The organism is Thiogranum longum (genome assembly GCF_004339085.1).
GTDB classification, from domain to species: Bacteria; Pseudomonadota; Gammaproteobacteria; order DSM-19610; family DSM-19610; genus Thiogranum; species Thiogranum longum.
Genome location: NZ_SMFX01000001.1, coordinates 171,836 through 191,174, shown reverse-complemented (window position 1 = coordinate 191,174; position 19,339 = coordinate 171,836). Strand labels below are relative to the sequence as shown.

General features: G+C 55.1%; 17 protein-coding genes. 7 read left to right on the top strand and 10 right to left on the bottom strand.

What is annotated here, in order from left to right; genetic code table 11:
* Nucleotides 1-62: 62 nt before the first annotated feature.
* Complete coding sequence (locus tag DFR30_RS00885) at nucleotides 63-497, bottom strand: acyl-CoA thioesterase (protein WP_132970883.1); 435 nt, start codon at nucleotides 495-497, stop codon at nucleotides 63-65.
* 69 nt (nucleotides 498-566) lie between these two features.
* A complete protein-coding gene (locus DFR30_RS00880) occupies nucleotides 567-1,223 on the bottom strand; it encodes a TetR/AcrR family transcriptional regulator (protein ID WP_165869054.1) in 657 nt (218 codons plus the stop codon).
* Nucleotides 1,224-1,493: 270 nt separating this feature from the next.
* On the opposite strand from DFR30_RS00880, the gene DFR30_RS00875 reads away from it, so the two are divergent.
* Nucleotides 1,494-2,312 (top strand): DUF6502 family protein, encoded by an 819-nt coding sequence (locus DFR30_RS00875; protein ID WP_132970881.1) that lies wholly within the window; start codon nucleotides 1,494-1,496, stop codon nucleotides 2,310-2,312.
* 26 nt (nucleotides 2,313-2,338) lie between these two features.
* Nucleotides 2,339-3,796, top strand: coding sequence for a DUF5666 domain-containing protein (locus DFR30_RS00870; protein ID WP_132970880.1), 1,458 nt, complete (start codon nucleotides 2,339-2,341; stop codon nucleotides 3,794-3,796).
* Here DFR30_RS00870 and DFR30_RS00865 read toward each other — a convergent pair.
* The 7 genes from DFR30_RS00865 to DFR30_RS00835 all read right to left on the bottom strand — a co-directional run bounded on the left by DFR30_RS00865 (nucleotide 3,793) and on the right by DFR30_RS00835 (nucleotide 12,348).
* Nucleotides 3,793-5,268 carry a GGDEF domain-containing protein gene (locus tag DFR30_RS00865; protein WP_132970879.1) on the bottom strand — a complete coding sequence of 492 codons (1,476 nt, stop codon included), beginning with the start codon at nucleotides 5,266-5,268 and terminating at the stop codon, nucleotides 3,793-3,795. The genes DFR30_RS00870 and DFR30_RS00865 overlap by 4 nt on opposite strands.
* 12 nt (nucleotides 5,269-5,280) lie before the next feature.
* Complete coding sequence (locus DFR30_RS00860) at nucleotides 5,281-6,081, bottom strand: endonuclease/exonuclease/phosphatase family protein (RefSeq protein WP_132970878.1); 801 nt, start codon at nucleotides 6,079-6,081, stop codon at nucleotides 5,281-5,283.
* Nucleotides 6,082-6,088: 7 nt separating this feature from the next.
* Complete coding sequence (locus DFR30_RS00855; RefSeq protein ID WP_132970877.1) at nucleotides 6,089-7,720, bottom strand: acetolactate synthase large subunit; 1,632 nt, start codon at nucleotides 7,718-7,720, stop codon at nucleotides 6,089-6,091.
* A gap of 54 nt (nucleotides 7,721-7,774) precedes the next feature.
* Nucleotides 7,775-8,413, bottom strand: coding sequence for a thiol:disulfide interchange protein DsbA/DsbL (locus tag DFR30_RS00850; RefSeq protein WP_132970876.1), 639 nt, complete (start codon nucleotides 8,411-8,413; stop codon nucleotides 7,775-7,777).
* A gap of 13 nt (nucleotides 8,414-8,426) precedes the next feature.
* Nucleotides 8,427-9,605 (bottom strand): c-type cytochrome biogenesis protein CcsB, encoded by a 1,179-nt coding sequence (gene ccsB / locus DFR30_RS00845; protein WP_132970875.1) that lies wholly within the window; start codon nucleotides 9,603-9,605, stop codon nucleotides 8,427-8,429.
* A gap of 27 nt (nucleotides 9,606-9,632) precedes the next feature.
* Entirely contained in the window at nucleotides 9,633-11,666 is a 2,034-nt protein-coding gene (locus DFR30_RS00840; RefSeq protein WP_207891772.1) for a cytochrome c biogenesis protein ResB, read from the bottom strand.
* Between the two features lie 70 nt (nucleotides 11,667-11,736).
* On the bottom strand, nucleotides 11,737-12,348 hold the full coding sequence (locus tag DFR30_RS00835; RefSeq protein ID WP_132970874.1) for a c-type cytochrome: 612 nt from the start codon (nucleotides 12,346-12,348) through the stop codon (nucleotides 11,737-11,739).
* Nucleotides 12,349-12,649: 301 nt separating this feature from the next.
* Between DFR30_RS00835 and yihA the strand changes: the two genes are divergently transcribed.
* Nucleotides 12,650-13,246 carry a ribosome biogenesis GTP-binding protein YihA/YsxC gene (yihA, locus tag DFR30_RS00830; RefSeq protein WP_207891920.1) on the top strand — a complete coding sequence of 199 codons (597 nt, stop codon included), beginning with the start codon at nucleotides 12,650-12,652 and terminating at the stop codon, nucleotides 13,244-13,246.
* Nucleotides 13,247-13,614: 368 nt separating this feature from the next.
* On the opposite strand, the gene polA is transcribed toward yihA, so the two are convergent.
* The gene (gene polA / locus DFR30_RS00825; protein WP_132970872.1) at nucleotides 13,615-16,347 is read right to left on the bottom strand and encodes a DNA polymerase I; all 2,733 of its coding nucleotides are present in this window, start codon (nucleotides 16,345-16,347) and stop codon (nucleotides 13,615-13,617) included.
* A gap of 112 nt (nucleotides 16,348-16,459) precedes the next feature.
* Here polA and DFR30_RS00820 point away from each other — a divergent pair, with 112 nt between their 5' ends.
* The 4 genes from DFR30_RS00820 (at nucleotide 16,460) to DFR30_RS00805 (ending at nucleotide 19,338) form a co-directional block, all read left to right on the top strand.
* The gene (locus tag DFR30_RS00820; RefSeq protein WP_132970871.1) at nucleotides 16,460-16,798 is read left to right on the top strand and encodes a DUF2782 domain-containing protein; all 339 of its coding nucleotides are present in this window, start codon (nucleotides 16,460-16,462) and stop codon (nucleotides 16,796-16,798) included.
* Between the two features lie 83 nt (nucleotides 16,799-16,881).
* The gene (locus DFR30_RS00815; protein ID WP_132970870.1) at nucleotides 16,882-17,412 is read left to right on the top strand and encodes a TRAP transporter small permease subunit; all 531 of its coding nucleotides are present in this window, start codon (nucleotides 16,882-16,884) and stop codon (nucleotides 17,410-17,412) included.
* Nucleotides 17,405-18,781 carry a TRAP transporter large permease gene (locus DFR30_RS00810; RefSeq protein WP_132970869.1) on the top strand — a complete coding sequence of 459 codons (1,377 nt, stop codon included), beginning with the start codon at nucleotides 17,405-17,407 and terminating at the stop codon, nucleotides 18,779-18,781. The genes DFR30_RS00815 and DFR30_RS00810 overlap by 8 nt, the downstream gene beginning before the upstream one ends.
* 116 nt (nucleotides 18,782-18,897) lie before the next feature.
* Nucleotides 18,898-19,338 (top strand): response regulator, encoded by a 441-nt coding sequence (locus DFR30_RS00805; RefSeq protein ID WP_132970868.1) that lies wholly within the window; start codon nucleotides 18,898-18,900, stop codon nucleotides 19,336-19,338.
* The last annotated feature ends 1 nt before the right edge of the window (nucleotide 19,339 follow it).

Below are 19,339 nucleotides of genomic sequence, written 5' to 3'. Positions count from 1 at the left end.
TTCTCCATCCCTGGAGAAGCACGCGCCAATTATATAGTCGACCAGCGACTCAACAGGCTCATTCAATCGTTCAGTGCCTTGCGTACAACCGAAGGTATTGGTATCGGGCAGCCTTTCTTGTGGTCGTACCAGACAATAGTTCCATGTCCGATAGCGTAAATCGTGGAATTCTCATTGGTATCTTGCAGGCAGTAAAAACTGTCCATACTACTGTTGCCCGGGTTGGCCCCATATAATTCAACCTCGATCAGGGCAGGAAATTTCAGCGGCCTGACAAATGTGCAGGACACGTTGGCCAGGACCAGGTCATGTGTTGTTTCAAGCGACACCAGCCAGTCAACGCGTGCCTGCTCGAAGTAGGTGAAATATTTGGCGTTGTTGAGGTGGCCAAACGCATCCATGTCACCCCAACGCATAACATACTGCGCACGATGCAACCGTTTTGCCGATCCAGGCAGACTCTGTACGTAGATAGCACGTTCCGCATTTCGATTCATAATATGAAATCAATTGTCCCGTTTATATTCAGCATAGCAAAGCGGCCTGGCGCCACGAATAAACTTCTGCTAACGACCTGCGCTTGCTGCACGTGTACCTGCCCACAACAGGGCCAGTTGTTGACGATAGTGGCTACCTATCCTGTGCATATCCTGTGACAGCAAGGTCATCGGAACACCCAGCAGCATTGTCAGCAAGGCTGATAACGTCAAAGGAAGGAGTGTATTTGGCGGTAACTCGCCATTTTTCATGGCGGCTTCAATGTGCGTGATCAACCAGCTGTCGATCCCTCTGACGGGCGTCTCCGCAATGCCCTCCAGCTCCGGAAAGGCCAGTTCCTTCTCAACCGGAGACAGGACGATATCAGGATCGAGACTTCCTCCCCGCGCAATCCATACCAGCAGCTCACGAAATACACCGGGTTTGTGTTCGCAAGTTTTCGCCACCTGGGAAAATACCTGCTCAATGACCACAAGTCCGCGCTGACTGGCGCCCACTGATTGCGCGTGCCAACCCAGTTCGAGCAGCCAAAGATGGGCAAGGTATGCCATCAGGTCCTGCTTGCGCCCGAAATAATTAAAAAAGGTCGCTTCTGACACTTCTGCTTCTGCACAAATGGCTTTGACACGAATTTCTCCGAATGGCTGATCGGCCAGCGCAGCGGAAAGGGCGTGCGCCAGTGAAAGGCGGGTACGGGCGGCTTTTCGGGTTCTTAGGTCGCTCATTGGTACAGTAAGCCCTATATTTTCAGCTGACATTAAAAACAGTCGCGGTGAAACACTTTGACGCTGCAACTGTTTTTGTATTATTCATAGTCTACTCTAAATCTAGAGTAAAATATTAATAATATAAATAACAAGTGGATACTATTTTATTTATTAACATTCTATACTAATACACGCAATGCAGGCGGGCGGTAAAATGCCTGGCGCGATACCCCCATACAAGGCGACAATTCCTTGACATTCTTATTTTTGGGAATATAGTCCCAGTATATGACGGAAAACCTTCAACAGACGCTGTCCCGCGCCATCCTGACACTGCTCAGGCCGCTGGTCAGAATCCTTATCCGCAACGGCATTGCCTACGGAAGCTTCGCCGAGCTCGCCAAAAAAATCTACGTCGATGTCGCCTTCGAGGATTTTGCGCCGGAGGGCAAGAAACAGACAATCTCGCGCGTATCCGCCCTGACCGGGTTAACGCGCAAGGAAACTCGCCGTCTGTACGAGCTTGACGACACGGATGCCCGCAGCAGCGAACAACGCTATAACCGCGCCGTACGCGTCATTTCCGGCTGGGTGAATGACCCGCGCTTCCAGGATAGTAAAGGTGAACCGGCTACCCTCCCGATTGAAAGCGACGGCCATTCCTTTGCCGAGCTGGTCAAGGAATACAGTGGAGACATGACCACCCAGACCATGCTCGCCGTACTCACCACGGCCGGCAGCGTGGAAAAAACAGATGACCATCTGGCGCTGGTGCGCCGCGCCTACCTGCCAGGCAATGACCCTGCTGAAAAGCTGACTATCCTCGGCAAGGACAGCGCCGAACTGATCGCCACCATCGATCACAACCTGACCGCAGACAAAGACCAGCTGCATTTTCAGCGGAAGGTTTCAAGTTACCGTGTTCAGCCTGAGGCTGTGGAATCTTTCAGAACCATGGCAGCAGAAAAATCCCAGCTGCTACTGGAAGAATTTGATGCCTGGCTCCTGGAGCACGAAGTCAGTGATGAAGCATCCGATGCCGGACACTATGTCAGTGTCGGTATCTATTATTACGAACCCGATTCGCACAGGGAGAAGCCACAATGAGCGCTTTTCAGAAAAAACTACCTATTATGTTAATTATTCTCGCAGGCCTGTTATCCGGCTGCGGGGGCGGCTCGGGTGGTGGCACCACGGCCGGTATTGGTGGCACAGGCCAGATTGCCAGCGGCACAATTACCGGGTTCGGCAGTATTTTTGTCAACGGAATTGAGTTCCTGGATATAGACACCGCAACCTGCACCATTGATGACAGTGACAATACCGGCAACTGCCAGGCCAACCTGCAACTCGGGATGGTGGTTGAAGTCACCGGAACGGTAAACGGGACTACCGGCAATGCTACACAGGTTATTTTCGACAGTGATGTCGAAGGGGCTGTAGCCGGGGTATCGATGCTTAACCCGGGTGATATCAAGCGTACCTTTACGGTACTGAATACAGCTGTACAGATCGACTCGGCATCAACCAAATTCTCCGGTGGTATTGCCTTCGATACACTGGCCAATGATGATGTCGTTGAGATCAGCGGTTTCTTTGATAACACCGGCGTACTGCAAGCCACTTATGTCGAAGGCAAGGGAAGCCTGACACTGGGCGTTACACAGGCTGAAATCAAAGGTATCGTGTCGGCAGCGCCCGCAGCCGGTGCCGGTATTGGTGACAGTTTTGTCATAAGCGGCGCCAGTAATATTACGGTAACCATTGCGGCCGGCGCCGACCTTGGCGACATGCCGGGCGGTATCGTATCCAACGGCACACTGGTCGAGGTTCGCGGAACGCTTACATCTCCCACAACCCTCAGTGCAAATCGTATCGAACCGGAAGATACTGCCATCGGCAGCGATGGTGACGATATCAGCATTGAAGGTCTGATCACTGATTTTGTCAGCCAGAGCAACTTCCGTGTCGATGGACAGCTTGTGGATGCCACTACAGCAACACTGAACCCGACTACCCTGCAACTTGGCAATGGCGCGAAGGTCGAGGTTGAAGGCACGATAAGTGGCACGACACTCATAGCCGATGATGTGGAGGCACGTGGCAATGACATCAAGGTCGAAGCCACGGTAGACGCGGTTGATGCCGGTGCCAGCACAGTTACAGTTCGTTTCTTTAACAACACCCTCGTCATCCAGGTTGATAGCCAGACACAATTGGAAGACAGGACCGGCGCCGTAAGCAATATGACACTGTCAGATATCAATGTCGCTGGCGGTGACTTCCTCGAAATCGGCGGGTTTGTCGGAACCGGCGGGAATGTCATTGCATCCGAACTGCGCCGGGATTCGTCGGCCAATGCAGGCGACGACATCCTCCAGGGTCCGGTAGATAGCTGGAATCCCGGCTCGGATGTCACGGTACTGGGAATTACCTTCTTTCAGGATATCAATACCGAGTTCGAGGATGAAAAAGAAGCGGGTATAAGCAGTGCCGCTTTTTATAACGCACTGTCGACAGGCCGCAATATCAAGGTGAGAGATGATATTGCAGCCGACGGTGTTGCAGACGAGATGGATCTGGAAAACTAGTCACTGACGCAACGATTACGCCCTGCATTCTTGGCCTTGTACAAGGCCTTGTCCGCGCGCTCGAAACACTGGTCCGGTGTATCCCCATCACGGTATTCCGTCAGCCCGCAGGAAGCCGTGATGGTGACACGCTGGTCGCGGAAATGAAAAGCGGTTTCTTCTATTGCTGAGCGAAGCTTTTCCGCCACGGACAAACAGTCTTCAATAGAAGAACCCGTCATCAGCTGCACGAACTCTTCTCCGCCATATCGTGCTACAAAGTCCGTTTCCCGAACGTTGTCCGCAAGCACGTGCGCAAGCGTACGCAGCACCTTGTCACCCGCCTTGTGCCCGAACCTGTCATTGACTTGTTTGAAGTGATCCACGTCCCACATCACCAGTACCAGCGGGGTGCCAAAACGCTTCCTGTGAGCAATCTCCAGCTCCAGCCGCTCTTCCCATGCCAGGCGATTGGGCACGCCGGTCAGCGCATCGGTTTTTGCCTGTGAGCGTTCATCATCAATACGCGAGCGCAGCGCCTCGGTTTCCGCTTCCATGTCTTTCATACGCTCACTCATGGAAGCAATTTCCTGCTTGGCTTCATCGTAGCGTTGTTGTTCAACCACACGATGCTTCGTCATGTGTTGCATGACCGCATCGATATGCGCCTGCACAGTCTGCCTGAGTTGCCCGAGATCAGTTGCACCCCGAACACTGTCACCAATACCGGTTATCTCCTGCTTCACCTGACTATCGAGCTGCAGGCCGGCCTGCAGGCTATCATCATAGTAAACTTCACTTTGAACAAGCTGACGGTCTACTTCCTCTAAACGCTTGCCAAGCTGTTTGAGAAACTCTTCAATGCCCTGTTTTTCTTTCAGCGACTGTGCACGTATGGCCTGGACCAAGTCTGCGATTTCCTCCAGCACACTGTCCCAGTGTCCACCCTCAGTCATGCCGAGTATATGCTCGCGAATACGCTCCACGTGTGGCGAAAATTCTTCAGGAAGTGTCAGCCGCTCGAGTAATTGAACCAGGATGTCACTGACGGTTTCAGTAGAAACCTGCGTATCAGGGGAGCCCTGATCAGCTGACAGGACGATATCTTCGTCCTGCACCTGACGTGATGCTGCCCCGAACAGTCGCTTGAGGAAGCCACCTGATTCACCTGTCTGTTCAGGAGTGTCCTGCTTCTCGCCCTTTTTCTTGCCTCCCCCCTGGTCCAGGCGAACCAGCGTCTTCGACATCTCGTCAATGCGTGTACGCAACTGCGAGGTACTGCTGTGGTCACGAATGGCGTTGCGCAACTCGCGCAACTGCTTGTCGAGTGTTTCGTCGAGACCGTCTGCCGCCAGCGTCAGGCGTGAAATAGTTTTACGCAGCAGCTCATCACTATCCTTCCACTGCTTTTCGCTGCGCTCACTTTCCTCGAGGTTGTCGAGATACTTCTGCTTCCACTGCGTGGCTTCCTGTGCGTGTTTTTCATCGTCCACGCCGGTACTCCTTCAGCTATCAACCTTGACCGTATCCGGCAGCACGATCTCCATACTTACCGGCAAATGATCAGACAAAGGGTAATCCAGGACTTCTGCTCGTTCGACTTCTACCGTGGGTGTCACCAGAATATGGTCGATATTGCGTTTCGGCCGCCAGCTCGGGAAGGTATTCATCCCGTGTAATGGTTCGGTCATCAGTGTCCGGTCAATCAAGCGCTCGATCTCCGGGCTGTCTGAACGGCAATTCATGTCACCCATCAATACCACGTGCCGGTATTCATTGACCAACTCGCCAAGGTAATCCAGTTGATTAACTCGCCCACGCTGGCTGAGCGCAAGGTGGACAATCAATATCACCAGCGATTCTTCACCATAACCGAAACGAACCGCCATGGCGCCACGACCCGGAATCCGGCCCGGCAGCCGGTGCTCGGTGATTCCACTGGGTTTGTAGCGACTCAGCACGCCCAGGCTGTGGCGTGCAAAGCGGCCAATACGACGGTTGGTCTGGTCGTCCCAGAACGGGAAACCGGCTTCGCCGGCAAGGTACTGGGTAATATTGACGAAGCCACTGCGCGCGCTACCGGCGTCTGCTTCCTGAATGCCGACAATATCGTAGTTCTGCATCAACGCCGCTATACGGTCCAGGTTGGCGAAGCGCTGCGGGTGGTGCAGCACGTGCTTCCAGCTGTGCGTCAGGTAGTGGCGGTAGCCCCGGGTATGTATGCCAATCTGAATGTTATAGCTGAGCAGGCGCAAGGTACGCTTGTGCGCCGGCTGGAGCGATGTGGCATTGGCGGTACGTGACATATCAGTATCAAATGGGGCAAACCAGGTTACCCAGCTGCTCGGTTAATTTCAGGTTTTCACTGTAATCGACAGGGCAGTCGATAATACTCAGAGTCGGCTGCGCCAGCGCTTCCTTGAGTATACCCTGTAACTGTCCCGGTGCCTCGACGCGATAGCCATTGGCGCCAAAAGACTCGGCATATTTCACAAAGTCCGGGTTGGTAAAGTTCACATGCGACGTCCGCTTGAACTGGCGCATCTGTTTCCACTCGATCAGACCGTATCCGCTGTCGTTCCAGATCAGAATCACAATCGGTACTTCCAGACGTATTGCCGTCTCGATTTCCTGTGAATTCATCAGGAAACCGGCATCACCGGTCACCGCCACCACGGCACGGTCCGGGGAAACCATTTTGGCGGCGATAGCACCCGGTACGGCTATGCCCATGCTGGCGAAACCGTTGGATATGATGCAGGTGTTCGGCTCTTCGCAGCGAAACATGCGCGCCATCCACATTTTGTGCGCCCCGACATCACAGACAACAATATCGTCGAGATTCAGCACCGTACGCAAGTCCCAGATAATTTTCTGTGGCTTGACCGGGAATCCCTCGTCGTCCCGATGCTGGTTCATTTCCTCAATGAGCGCTTCGCGTAAAGGGCGCATCAGGTGGCCCTGATGTGGCGTCGCCAGCTCGGCAATACGCATCAGGGTGTGCTTTATGTCGCCCAGTACACCGACCGTAACATTGTAGTGTTCGTCCACCTCCGCCTGGGTGCGATCAATATGAATAATGGTGCGATCACGCGTCGGGTGCCACAGGTAGGGATGGTATTCCACCAGGTCATAGCCCACGCAGATAATCACATCGGCACGACTGAACCCGCAGCTGATGTAGTCGTTGGCCTGCAGGCCCGCACTGGCCAGTGTGGTGCGATTCCTGAACGGTGTGACACCCTTGGCCATAAAAGTATTGGCGACCGGTATATTGAGTTTCTCGGCAAAATCGGCCAGGTGCTTCCAGGCACCGGCACGCACCACCCCGTTGCCGGCCAGGAGCATCGGGTTACGTGCCCTGGAAATGAGCATGGCGGCTCGCTCAACCTGCTGCTGGGGCGGCTCGGGCGGGAAGGGTGCATTGACCGGTAGTGGCCTCGCCACCGCCGGCAACTTGGCAATGTCTTCGGGAAACTCGATAAAGGTGGCGCCGGTTTTCTCCGACTGCGCCACCTTGAACGCCTTGCGAATGACTTCCGGTATTACGTCTGCTGCCAATACCTGTGAACTGTACTTGGTAATGGGCCGGAACATGCTGACCAGGTCGAGCACCTGGTGTGACTCCTTGTGCAGGCGGTTGGTACCTGCCTGCCCGGCAATGGCGACAACCGGGGCATGATCCATATTTGCATCGGCTATGCCGGTCACAAGATTGGTTGCGCCCGGACCCAGTGTCGACAGGCAAACACCGGCGCGCCCGGTAAGGCGCCCGTAGACATCCGCCATGAAGGCCGCACCCTGTTCATGACGGGTGGTAATAAAACGGATGCTGGAATCCAGCAGGGCGTCCATAAGGTCGAGGTTTTCTTCGCCGGGTACACCGAATATATATTCGACGCCCTCGTTCTCCAGGCATTTTACAAAAAGCTGTGCGGCGTTCATGTCAATCGTCCTGTTGAACAGCAGCCAGAAAAGCCGGAAATATCCGGCGCCTTGTTATTTTACTGCAGCATTTCCGCCAGCGGCTTTACGCTCTTGCTCAACCAGGTAATCGACCACCTCCAGCATCTGCCGGTTACCGCCCGCCATGGTAGCGCTGGTGCGGTATTTGCCATTGATGATTAACGTCGGTACGCCTGTTACGCCATACATTTCGCGCACACGTTTTGACCGGTTAGTCTTTGTGATGACCGCAAATGATGCAAAGGCATTGTCAAAGTCTTTTGCCGAAACCCCGTTTTCGGCAAAAATCGCCTTCACGTCTTCCGGCGTACGAATACGCTTGCGTTGTTTGTGCAGGCGATCGAAGATCGGCTCGTGCACCTTGTCCAGCACACCCAGGATCTCGGCCGTATAGTAAGCGCGCGCCAGCAGTTCCCAGTTTGGCCCCAGCACGGCAGGCATGCGCACAAATTCCACGTCTGCCGGTTTCTTTTCCAGCCATGCGTGCAACTCCGGCTCGAGCTGGTAGCAGTGCGGACAGGCGTACCAGAACAATTCACGCACCTCGATCTTGCCTGCCGTTTCAGTCGGTTGTGGCGCGGAAAGTTTTTCGTAATTCACACCCTCCTTCCAGGCACCGAAGGCCAGCGGGGCAAACAACATCAATGTAACCAGTCGCAGTATATTCTTCATTTTTTTCTCCACCTTAGAGTTCACCGTAGGAATGCAGGCCCGACAAGAACATGTTAACGCCAAGAAACGCAAACAGGGTGACAAACAGGCCGACCACAGACCACCAGGCCAGCGGCGCACCGCGCCAGCCTTTGGTCAATCGCATGTGTAACCAGGCTGCGTAGTTCAGCCACACGATCAGCGCCCAGGTTTCCTTGGGATCCCATGACCAGTACCCACCCCAGGCTTCGGCAGCCCATAATGCGCCGAGTATGGTTGCAACGGTAAAAAATGCAAAGCCGAGGGCAATTGCCTTGTACATCACATCGTCGAGCATTTCTGTTTCCGGCAGGCGCGTGGCGATAAAGCCCTGCGGCGCGACCCGGTCTGCACGTTCACGCATGAGGTAAGCCACACCGACCATCGCCGCCAGCGCGAATGAGCCGTAACCGATGAAATTGGCCGGTACATGGATCTTCATCCAGTAGCTTTGTAATGCCGGCACCAGTGGCTGGATCTCGTGCGCATCGCGACTGAAGGAATACCACAGCAAAAAACCGACGGCCGCGGAAATCACCAGCAGCACAAAGCCACCCATGGCGCGCGTGCGGTAACGACCTTCGTAGTAAAGGTAGATCAGCGCTGTAATCAGGCAGAACAGAATGAACACTTCATAGAGATTGCTGACCGGAATATGGCCGATGTCACTGCCCAGCAGGTAGGACTCGCGCCAGCGCACCATCAATCCGGTAAAACCCATCGCCACGGCCGCCCAGGTCATATCGCTGGCAACCTTGCCGGTAAAATCGGAACGCGCAACCAGTGCCGCGAAATACACCACTGTCGCAGCGACAAACAGCGCGCTCATCCACATAATGGCCGACTGGCTCGAGAACAGAAACTTGAGGAAGAAATTCGTTTCTGCAGTTTGTAGCGAGCCGCCATACAGACCAACGGCCAGCAGACTCAGCGCGGCGATTACCATCGCCAGCACGCGTACTGCTTTCCAGACCCAGCCGAATGCAACCAGCGCCAGCCCGGATCCGAACAGGATGCCAACTTCGTAGTCGTCCATCAGTGCCTGATAGTGGTACCAGGCATAGCCGGTACCCGCCATAACCAGTACGGCCCACAGCCAGTCAGTTGCGGTCAGCTTTTTCCAGAACGATGGCTTTTCCAGCCCACCCAGCAGATCCTGTTGTGTTACTGACATATCGATTACCTGTTAATGAATAATGGCTCAGCTCGTGGCGTCGGGTTTTTCCTGTGTGGCGCTGTTCCAGCGCGTATCCAGCTGCGCACACATCTGCCCGAATTCGTGTGCAAAATCACGCTGGTGACGATTCCCGGTCCCCGCCGCCAGTATACGGCTTGTGCCGCCTTGCTGTTCAATCCAGAACCACAATTTGCGGTTTGGCACGTAGAACATCAGGAAAACCCCTACAATCAATAATGCAAAGCCGAAATACACCATGTTCTTGCCGGGCGCACGGGAAATTTGCAGCCCTGAAGCCTGCACAAAATCAAATTCGCGCAATTGCAGGTAAAAGGGAGAGCCGTACGTACCAAGTGCCGCAATGGCCGTCAGTGAATCATCAAAAAACCCGGCCTCCTGATCACTCAACCCCTGAGACAGATCGACACCCTCTTCGCGCATGAGTTCCAGGTACACCTCACCCATAAGGGTCTGCAGCACCTTGAAGTAGGCTTTCAGGACCTCTTCCTGCCGTTCCCTCGGCACACGCTCACCCACCCTGTCGGCAATCGCCTCAAAGCCCCCCATACGGAACTGTGCAACGAGACCCAGCATGGAACGAGCGACTTCCTCACGCCGGGCCGGCTCATCCAGCTCTATCTGGCCGAAACTCTGGTCTGTGGTTCGACGGATGATGCTTCTTATGCGCTTGTCATCGAACAGGGCAGCGTGAAAATGCATAAAGCGCTCGACGCCACCCTTTGCATCGACCGGTATGTGCAGGTAGCGGAAAGGCTCTGACGGCGTGTCGCGCATGCCACTCAGCATGAACATTTTTCCGTTGAAATCTACCGGCAGCATGTAGTTCTCGTACTCACGCGCCTGCCCGGAGACATCGCGCAGCTTGAAGGTAAAGTTGGGACCGAAGTTCTTCTGCTGTTCCTTACCGTCTTTGTCTATGACAGGATTGATATTGAACATACGAAAATTGGTGAATTCCAGCATCATCGGTCCGTCCGGTGTCTCCAGCTCAAGACTCCCCTGGACCTTGCTCTCGATGCGTTGAGGCTTGATATCAGCCGAGTGCAACGGCCAGGCATCCAGCGTCAGCCCGGTTCCGCCATCACTGAAGCTGGCCTGGTAAATCGCGTAACCCTTATAGATCCACGGGTGATTGACCGCGATGGTTTTCTCCTGTGGTACCGCTTCCTCCGGGTCATGAATAACCAGGTCACTTTCAAACGACTTCGGTTGTCCGGTTGAGTAGTGCTCGATACGGAAATCCTTTACCTCGATTGAAAACGGCAGGGGCTGTACCAGGTAACCATCACGCAACTGAAGAAATACAATATTGGCGGAATCACCTTCGGGAATTCTCACAGAACCCCTGAAGCTCGGGTTGCTGACCGGAAGACGGCTGACGGCCGGCACTTCAGCAGCAGCAATATCCCGTGTTTCAGCCTTTAGCTGGCCGCTGGCTTCGCGCAACATCAAGGGTAAACCACTGTCGAAAAGGGCGCCGATACAAATTACCACGATTGCAATGTGGGTGAAGAAATAACCCAGTTTGCTGTAACGACCCTTGATTGCCGCCAACACATAGTGCCCATCCCTGTTCTGTGTGCGGGTACGATAACCAAGCCCACGCAACCAGCCGGCCAGGGCTTTTTGCAAGTCCTGTGGCTGCGCTTCCACCTCCCATTCACACGTGTGGTGAAAAGCGCTCAGGGATTTGTAATGCACATTGAGATGGAAGTTACGCATCTCCCGCAACATATTTGGCGTATTGCGCCAGATACAGACACTGGTGGAAAGAACCAGAAATGCCAGAATTGCCAGAAACCAGCTCGCGCCATAAACATCATATAAACCCAGCGTATTGAATACCTCGAACCAGAACGGTCCGAACTTGATGATGTAGTCCTGGTAAGGCTGGTTCTGCTGCAGGACAGTACCCACAACCGAGGCAATGGCGATCGCCACGAGCAGGGTAATCGCCAGGTTCATGGAACCGAGAAATTCCAGTGCAATGGAAGCGGGGCGCGCCCGGGACTGTCGGGGTTGTGTCGACTGATTCATGCGATACACATTCTACCAATAAAAAGGGCGGCCCGATGGCCGCCCTCCCGGTCGATCAGCGTTGTGGCTGCTAGTGCAGGCCCTGTACGTAGGCTGCGACCGCCTTGATTTCCTTGTCACTCATTTTGCCGGCTATGTTACGCATCATCTGGCCAGCATCATTCTTGCGCTCACCACTCTTGAAGGCTTTCAGCTGATTTTCAACGTACTTGGCATGCTGACCGCTGAGCGCCGGGAAATTAGCGGCAGGATTACCCGCACCAGCAGGGCCGTGACAACCGATACAGGCTGCAACGCCTGTGGCCGGGTTACCGCCGCGGTAGAGCTTTTGTCCAGCCTCGACCAGTGCCTTGTCAGCTGCACCCTGTTTACGCGGCAGCGTCGAGAAGTAAGCACCAAGATCAGCCATATCCTGCTCACTCAATGGCGCAACCATTCCGCTCATGGTGGCATTTTTACGAGCCGTGCCCGCCTTGAAATCAGCCAGCTGCTTGCTGATGTACTTGGCGTGCTGGCCGGCCAGGTTCGGCCACTCCGGATTGACGCTGTTACCATCCATACCGTGACAGCCTGCACAGGCTGCAGATTTGGCCTTGCCCGCAGCGGCATCGCCGGCTGCCATGGTGGACGCCGCGCCGGTCGCCAGTGAGAGTGTTGCTGCTAATACAAGCCACTTGTTCATGTCGTTACATTCTCCAGAAACATGATGGAAGGTGCGCCACCCACTATTCACGGATCAGCGCCTAAAAAAGAGCACAACTGTATACCAGCGAGCTTCTTTCGGGTCAACTGGAAAAGATCCTGCCAGCGCCCCTGACAACCCCGGCAAAATACATGCAAGCCATTGTAACTAATAATTTTAATTGCCTGTACCGCGTATACCGGCACGACTTCGGAGCTAACAGATTCTTAACCCGTGAGATCGGTGCATGAATTATGTTTCAGCTGCCGACTGTCGCAACGGTTATGCGACAATACCGGTTATGACGGTCAACTACAGAAGCGCAAGTTTCCTTACCAGCGTCCCGGACGCGTCACTCGCACCCGGTGATAACGGCGCCGAAGTGGCCTTTGCCGGTCGCTCCAACGCGGGAAAATCCAGTGCACTGAATGCGCTGACTGATCAAAAGGCGCTGGCGCGTACCAGCAAGACGCCGGGGCGCACGCAGCAAATTAATTTTTTCCTGCTGTCCAGCGGTCACCGACTGGTCGATCTGCCAGGTTACGGCTATGCAAAAGTCCCCCAGGCCATGAAAGACAAATGGCAGCGCAATATGGCGGAATACCTGCAATCACGCACTTCGTTGCGTGGACTGGTCATGCTGATGGATTGTCGCCATCCACTGACAGAGTATGACCAGCAGATGCTTCGTTGGTGTGCGGATGTCGATTTGCCCGTTCATGTGTTGCTGACCAAGGCTGACAAACTGAAGCGTGGGCCGGCAGCCAACAGCCTGCTTGCAGTGCGCAAGCGGTTGCCTGAATTCCACCCGCACGCCAGCGTTCAACTCTTTTCTTCGCTTAAAAAAACCGGTGTAGATGAAGCGCGCCGCATGTTGGATAGCTGGCTGACTGAGTAACGCATTTTCTGCGGGCAAAAAAAACCCCGGAGTGCAAGGGGGGGAAGCACCGGGGTTAAGAATACCCGGCTTGGGGAAACCGGGTTGGAGGAATTCCCGTTCCGACATCGAACGGGGAGCGTACAGCCAACAACGCTCCAGTCGTTGGACTACTATCTTTGGTTACACTGATATTCTCTGATCAAGCCCCCGCTTTCACTTACCAAGATTTACTCGCTCTATGTGTTAACTATAGAACAAATTATACCCTCTTGTGTAGTGGATCATCGGACAATAAATAAATTTAATTGGTTTGTCGGTACGGCACTGTTAATCAGCGGTTTTACAGGCACCAACTTAAGCCTTCACTACAGAAAATGGACTTTTGTCTAGTGCGCCTCATCCCAGTTGCCACCTACACCTGCTTCAACCAGCAGTGGCACAGAAAGCCTCACCGCGTTCTCCATGTGCTGGCAGATTTCCTTGCGGGCAGCCGGCACATCTGACTCTGTCACTTCAAAAACGAGTTCATCGTGTACCTGCATAATCATTTTGACGCTGCATATTCCGGCTTTAATCCATTCATCCACAGATAGCATGGCTTTTTTAATAATATCAGCCGCCGTACCCTGCATCGGCGCATTGATTGCGGTGCGTTCCGCTGCCTGCCGACGCTGCGCGTTCCGGGCCCTGATATCCGGCAGGTAGAGGCGCCGCCCGAACAGGGTCTCGACATATCCCTGTTCACGTGCCAGCTCACGCGTTGATTCCATGTAGGCTTTTACGCCCGGGTATCGTTCAAAATACAAATCAACATACTGCTGCGCTTCCCCGCGCTGAATTCCCAGTTGTTTGGCAAGCCCGAACGCCGACATGCCATAGATCAGACCGAAGTTAATGGCCTTGGCGGATCGGCGTTGATCTGTGGTGACTGCATCCGGCTCTATACCGAACACTTCAGCAGCCGTTGCGCGATGGATATCCTCACCTTTTGCAAAAGCCTGCACCAGTCCTTCGTCACCGGACAGGTGCGCCATGATGCGCAGCTCGATCTGTGAGTAATCGGCCGCCAGTATCACGCTGCCCGGCTCTGCAATAAATGCCTGGCGAATACGCCGGCCTTCCGCAGTACGGATAGGGATGTTCTGCAAATTGGGATCAGATGAAGACAAACGCCCCGTGGCTGCGACAGCCTGGTGATAAGAGGTGTGTACACGCCCCGTCCGCGGGTTGACCATCTGCGGCAGCTTGTCGGTATAGGTCGACTTGAGCTTGCTCAGTGAGCGGTACTCCAGAATCAGTTTTGGCAACGGGTAGTCCAGCGCCAGTTCCTGCAGCACCGGCTCTGCAGTGGAGGGCGCACCCTTCGGTGTCTTGGCCAGCACGGGTAACTGCTGCTTGTCGAACAGGATCGCCTGGATCTGTTTCGGTGATCCCAGGTTGAAAGGCTCGCCCGCAAGCTCATGTGCCCCGGCCTCGACTTCCTGCATGCGCTCCGCCAGTTCGCGACTTTGTTTTTTGAGCATTTCCACATCGACTTTAACGCCGGTGCGCTCAATATCACCCAGCACCGGAATCAACGGACGCTCCAGCGTTTCATACAATTTACGCAGGCGTGGTTCGACTTCCAGCTTAGGCCACAACTTTTGGTGCAACCGCAATGTCATATCGGCGTCTTCGGCGGCATAGGGCGCCGCTGTCTCCAGTGGCACCTGGTTAAAGGTCAGCTGCTTCGCACCCTTGCCTGCCACGTCCTGGAACTTGATGTTGGCGTGCCCCAGGTACTTCTGGCACAGGGAATCGAGATCATGGCGGCTGGCGGTACTGTCCACCACGTAGGATTCCAGCATGGTGTCGTGTGCAATACCGTTTAACTCAACCCCATGATTGGCCAGTACACTGCGATCGTATTTAAGGTGATGACCAAGCTTCGCAACGGCCGGGTCAGCCAGCAATGGGCCAATCTGGCGGAATACATCATCTCGCGTCAACTGGTCGGGCGCACCGGGGTAGTCATGTGCCATCGGCAGGTAAGCCGCCTCTCCCGGCTTGACAGCAAAAGACAACCCGACCACCTCTGCCTGCATATAATCCAGACTGGTGGTTTCGGTATCAAAGGCCACCAGTCCGGCGTTGCGCATCCGTGTTAGCCAGGCATCAAAAGCTTCCTGGGTAAGAACGGTCTGGTAATCGGTGTGTAGTGCTTCTTCTCTGTTTGCTTCCGTTGCTCCCGCGGCACCTGAGTCAGCGCCCCGGGGCGCATCTCCGTCCAGCTGGCGCAGCCAGGTTCGAAATTCCAGCTCCTCGAACCAGCGACGCAAGGTGTCAGTGTCTGCTTCTGCGACATGCATGTCTTCGAGATCAACGTCGAGATCAACATCACAACGAATGGTCGCCAGCTGTCTTGACAGGGCGAGCTGATCCAGCGAAGCGCGCAGGCTTTCACCGACTTTACCCTTGATCTCGTCGGCGTGCGCTACCAGGTTGTCCAGCGTACCGTACTGCGCCAGCCACCTGGCCGCCGTCTTGGGGCCGACTTTCGGTACACCGGGGATGTTGTCACTGGTATCACCTACCAGCGCAAGATAATCGATAATCTGGTCCGGACGCACCCCAAACTTCTCCGGTACCGTCTGCTCATCAAGCACGGTGTCATTCATGGTATTAATCAGAGTGACCTGCGAATTGACCAGCTGGGCCAGATCCTTGTCGCCGGTTGAGATGACCGTATGCCAGCCGGCCGCCCTGGCCTTCTTCGCCAGCGTGCCGATCACGTCATCCGCCTCCACCCCCGGTACCTGCAACAACGGCAAGCCCATGGCACGGACAATCTCCAGCAGTGGCTCGATTTGTGATGAGAGTTCCGGAGGCATGGAAGGTCGATTGGCCTTGTAGGCTTCAAAAAGTTCGTCACGAAAAGTTTTGCCCTTCGCGTCAAACACGACAGCCACGCGTTCAGGATGGTAGGTGTCTAGCAGTTTACGCAGCATGTTGACCACACCATAAATTGCACCGGTGTCCTGGCCTTTTGAGCTGGTCAACGGTGGCAACGCATGGAAAGCGCGGTATAGATAGGAAGAACCGTCCACCATAATGAACGGCGGCTGTTGATCGGAGGTCATGTGCTGTGGATCCCGGTTGAATTCGCTGCAGATGGTAGCATTCCCGGGCATAGTGCTGGAAAATGCAATTATCAGCGCCCAGCGCACCACCCCAATTGAAGGACCCTGCACCATGCCGAGTTTTACCAGGATTCTGTTTCCGGCCCTGTTGCTGCTGGCAGGCCAGGCACTTGCAGCCGATGAGCCCCAGGTGCCGAATACCGCGCCACCTCCCACGCCCAGCGAACGGGCTCAGGAGCAGATCGAGCCGGAGGTCAATATTATCCAGAACGACGACAAGACCATCGAGGAATACCGGGTCAACGGTAAGCTGTACATGATCAAGGTCACACCTAAAGGCGCGCCGGCCTACTACCTGATCGATACAGATGGTGACGGCTCGCTGGACAGCCGGCCTTCGGAAATCGAACCGGATCTGCTGATTCCCAGCTGGATACTGTTCCGCTGGTAATCGCTGAGAGCCCACACAGCCGGTTTTCCGGCCATTTTTGCGGCATCTTTCAGCTGATGCGTCAGTCGGTATAATCCGCGCCCATGTCAGCCTCTGTCCTGCTTTCCCTGTCCGACCGACTCGACCGGATCAGTACAACCCTGGGTCGCGCCACGGCCTGGCTGGGTCTGGCGCTGGTGCTGGTCACTTTCATGGTTGTGGTGCTCCGCTACCTGCTCGACAGCGGCTCAATCGCCATGCAGGAGTCCGCACTTTACCTGCATGCCACACTTTTCATGCTGGGTGCAGCCTGGACGCTTAAAATCGACGGCCATGTGCGTGTCGATGTGCTCTACCGTCATTTCAGTGCACGTGGCAAGGCTGCTGCGGACCTGTTCGGCACCTTGGTATTCCTGCTGCCAACCTGTACTTTCCTGCTATGGATAAGCCTCGACTACGTCGAAGCGGCGTGGCGAGTACGCGAAGCGTCACCGGAAGCGGGTGGGCTACCCTTTGTTTACCTGCTTAAAACCCTCATTCCGGCGACAGGGTTTTTACTGATCGTACAGGGTATCAGCCAGCTGTTGCGCCGCCTCGGCGAACTGCTGCAACCCGGGGAACTACCGCATGGCTGAAGGCAGCGTTGCCCTGTGGATGTTCGGCACGGTATTTGTGTGCCTGCTAATTGGCTACCCGGTCGCCTTCACACTCGCCGGCACTGCGCTCATTTTCGCCCTTGCAGGTCAATGGGCGGGCAGTTTCGACCCCGTGTTCCTGCAGGCGCTGCCCAGCCGTATATACGGGATCATGATCAACCCGACGCTGATGGCGGTGCCGTTGTTTGTGTTCATGGGGGTAATGCTGGAGCGTTCACGGATTGCCGAAGACCTGCTGGAATCCATGTCCGGTCTGTTCGGCAACCTGCGTGGGGGGCTGGGGTTCTCGGTCATGCTGGTGGGCATGTTGCTGGCCGCCAGCACCGGCATCGTCGGCGCCACCGTGGTCACCATGGGATTGCTGTCGCTGCCGACCATGCTACGGCGCGGTTATGACCCACGTCTGGCAACAGGCGCCATCTGCGCCTCGGGTACGCTGGGCCAGATCATCCCACCTTCCATCGTGCTGGTGCTGCTTGGTGACGTGCTGTCATCTGCCTACCAGCAGGCTCAGATCAGCCAGGGCATCTATTCCCCGAAAACCGTCTCGGTCGGCGACCTGTTTGCCGGCGCGCTGATTCCCGGCCTGTTGCTGGTTGCGCTGTACCTTCTCTACCTGGTGGGTGTGGCGCGCTGGCGACCCGCCGCCATGCCAGCGCATCCTGCAGGCACGCCATCTCCCCGACTCATCACCACACTGAAAGCGCTGTTACCCCCGCTATTACTCATCCTGGCCGTACTCGGCTCCATTCTTGGTGGGCTTGCGACCCCGACAGAAGCAGCCTCGGTAGGCGCTGTCGGAGCCATGCTGCTCGCGGCAACACGGCGGAAATTAACCATTCCGGTCGTTCGTGAAGTGGTGTACAGCACGCTCAAAATATCCAGCATGGTGTTTATGATTCTGATAGGAGCCTCGGTATTTTCCCTGGTATTCCGGGGCTTTGGCGGCGATATCCTGATCGAGGAATGGCTCACCCAACTGCCTGGCGGCGTGGTCGGTGCCATGCTGGCGGTAATGGTGGTGATGTTCCTGCTCGGCTTTGTGCTCGATTTTATCGAAATTACTTTCGTGGTTGTGCCGATTGTCGGCCCGATCCTGCTGGCGATGGGACTCGACCCGGTGTGGCTGGGTATCATGATCGCCATAAATCTGCAGACTTCTTTTCTGACACCACCGTTTGGCTTTGCTCTGTTTTACCTGCGCGGGGTTGCCCCGGCTGAAGTCTCGACGGCTGACATCTACCGCGGCGTTATGCCTTTCATTGTTATACAGTTGTTGATGCTGGCACTGCTGGCACTGTGGCCCTCCCTGGCCACCTGGTTGCCTGCTGTTGTCTATAATGGTTAGACTTCCGGGTGTATTTCTGGATTACCGCTTGGGATTGAAGGTGCGGGAAGGCGTCTAATTCAGACTATACCGCCTAAAAAAACAACAGCAGCGGACAAGTCAGGCCGGGAGGCGCCGTGAGCCAAAACAATAACGATGTCATTTTACTGGTCGAAGATAACGCAGATGATGTTGATCTGACGCTGCGCGCGTTCAAGAAAAGCCGTTTAACCAACCAGATTGTCGTCAAGCGCGATGGGCAGGAAGCGCTGGACTACCTTCTGGGCGAAGACAGCGAGGGTGGCCCGGCCACCTTGCCAGCTGTCACTTTGCTCGACCTCAACATGCCGCGGCTGAATGGACTGGATGTCCTGAAGCGCCTGCGCAGCGAGGACCGTACGCGCCTTATGCCCATTGTGATCCTGACAACTTCCGACGAGCAGCGCGATGTTATTAACAGCTACCAGCTCGGCGCCAACAGTTACATCCGCAAGCCCGTGGATACGCAGGAATTCTTCACCGCCATTCAGGAACTGGAAATTTACTGGACGGTACGCAATATCGCACCCGAGGTGTAAA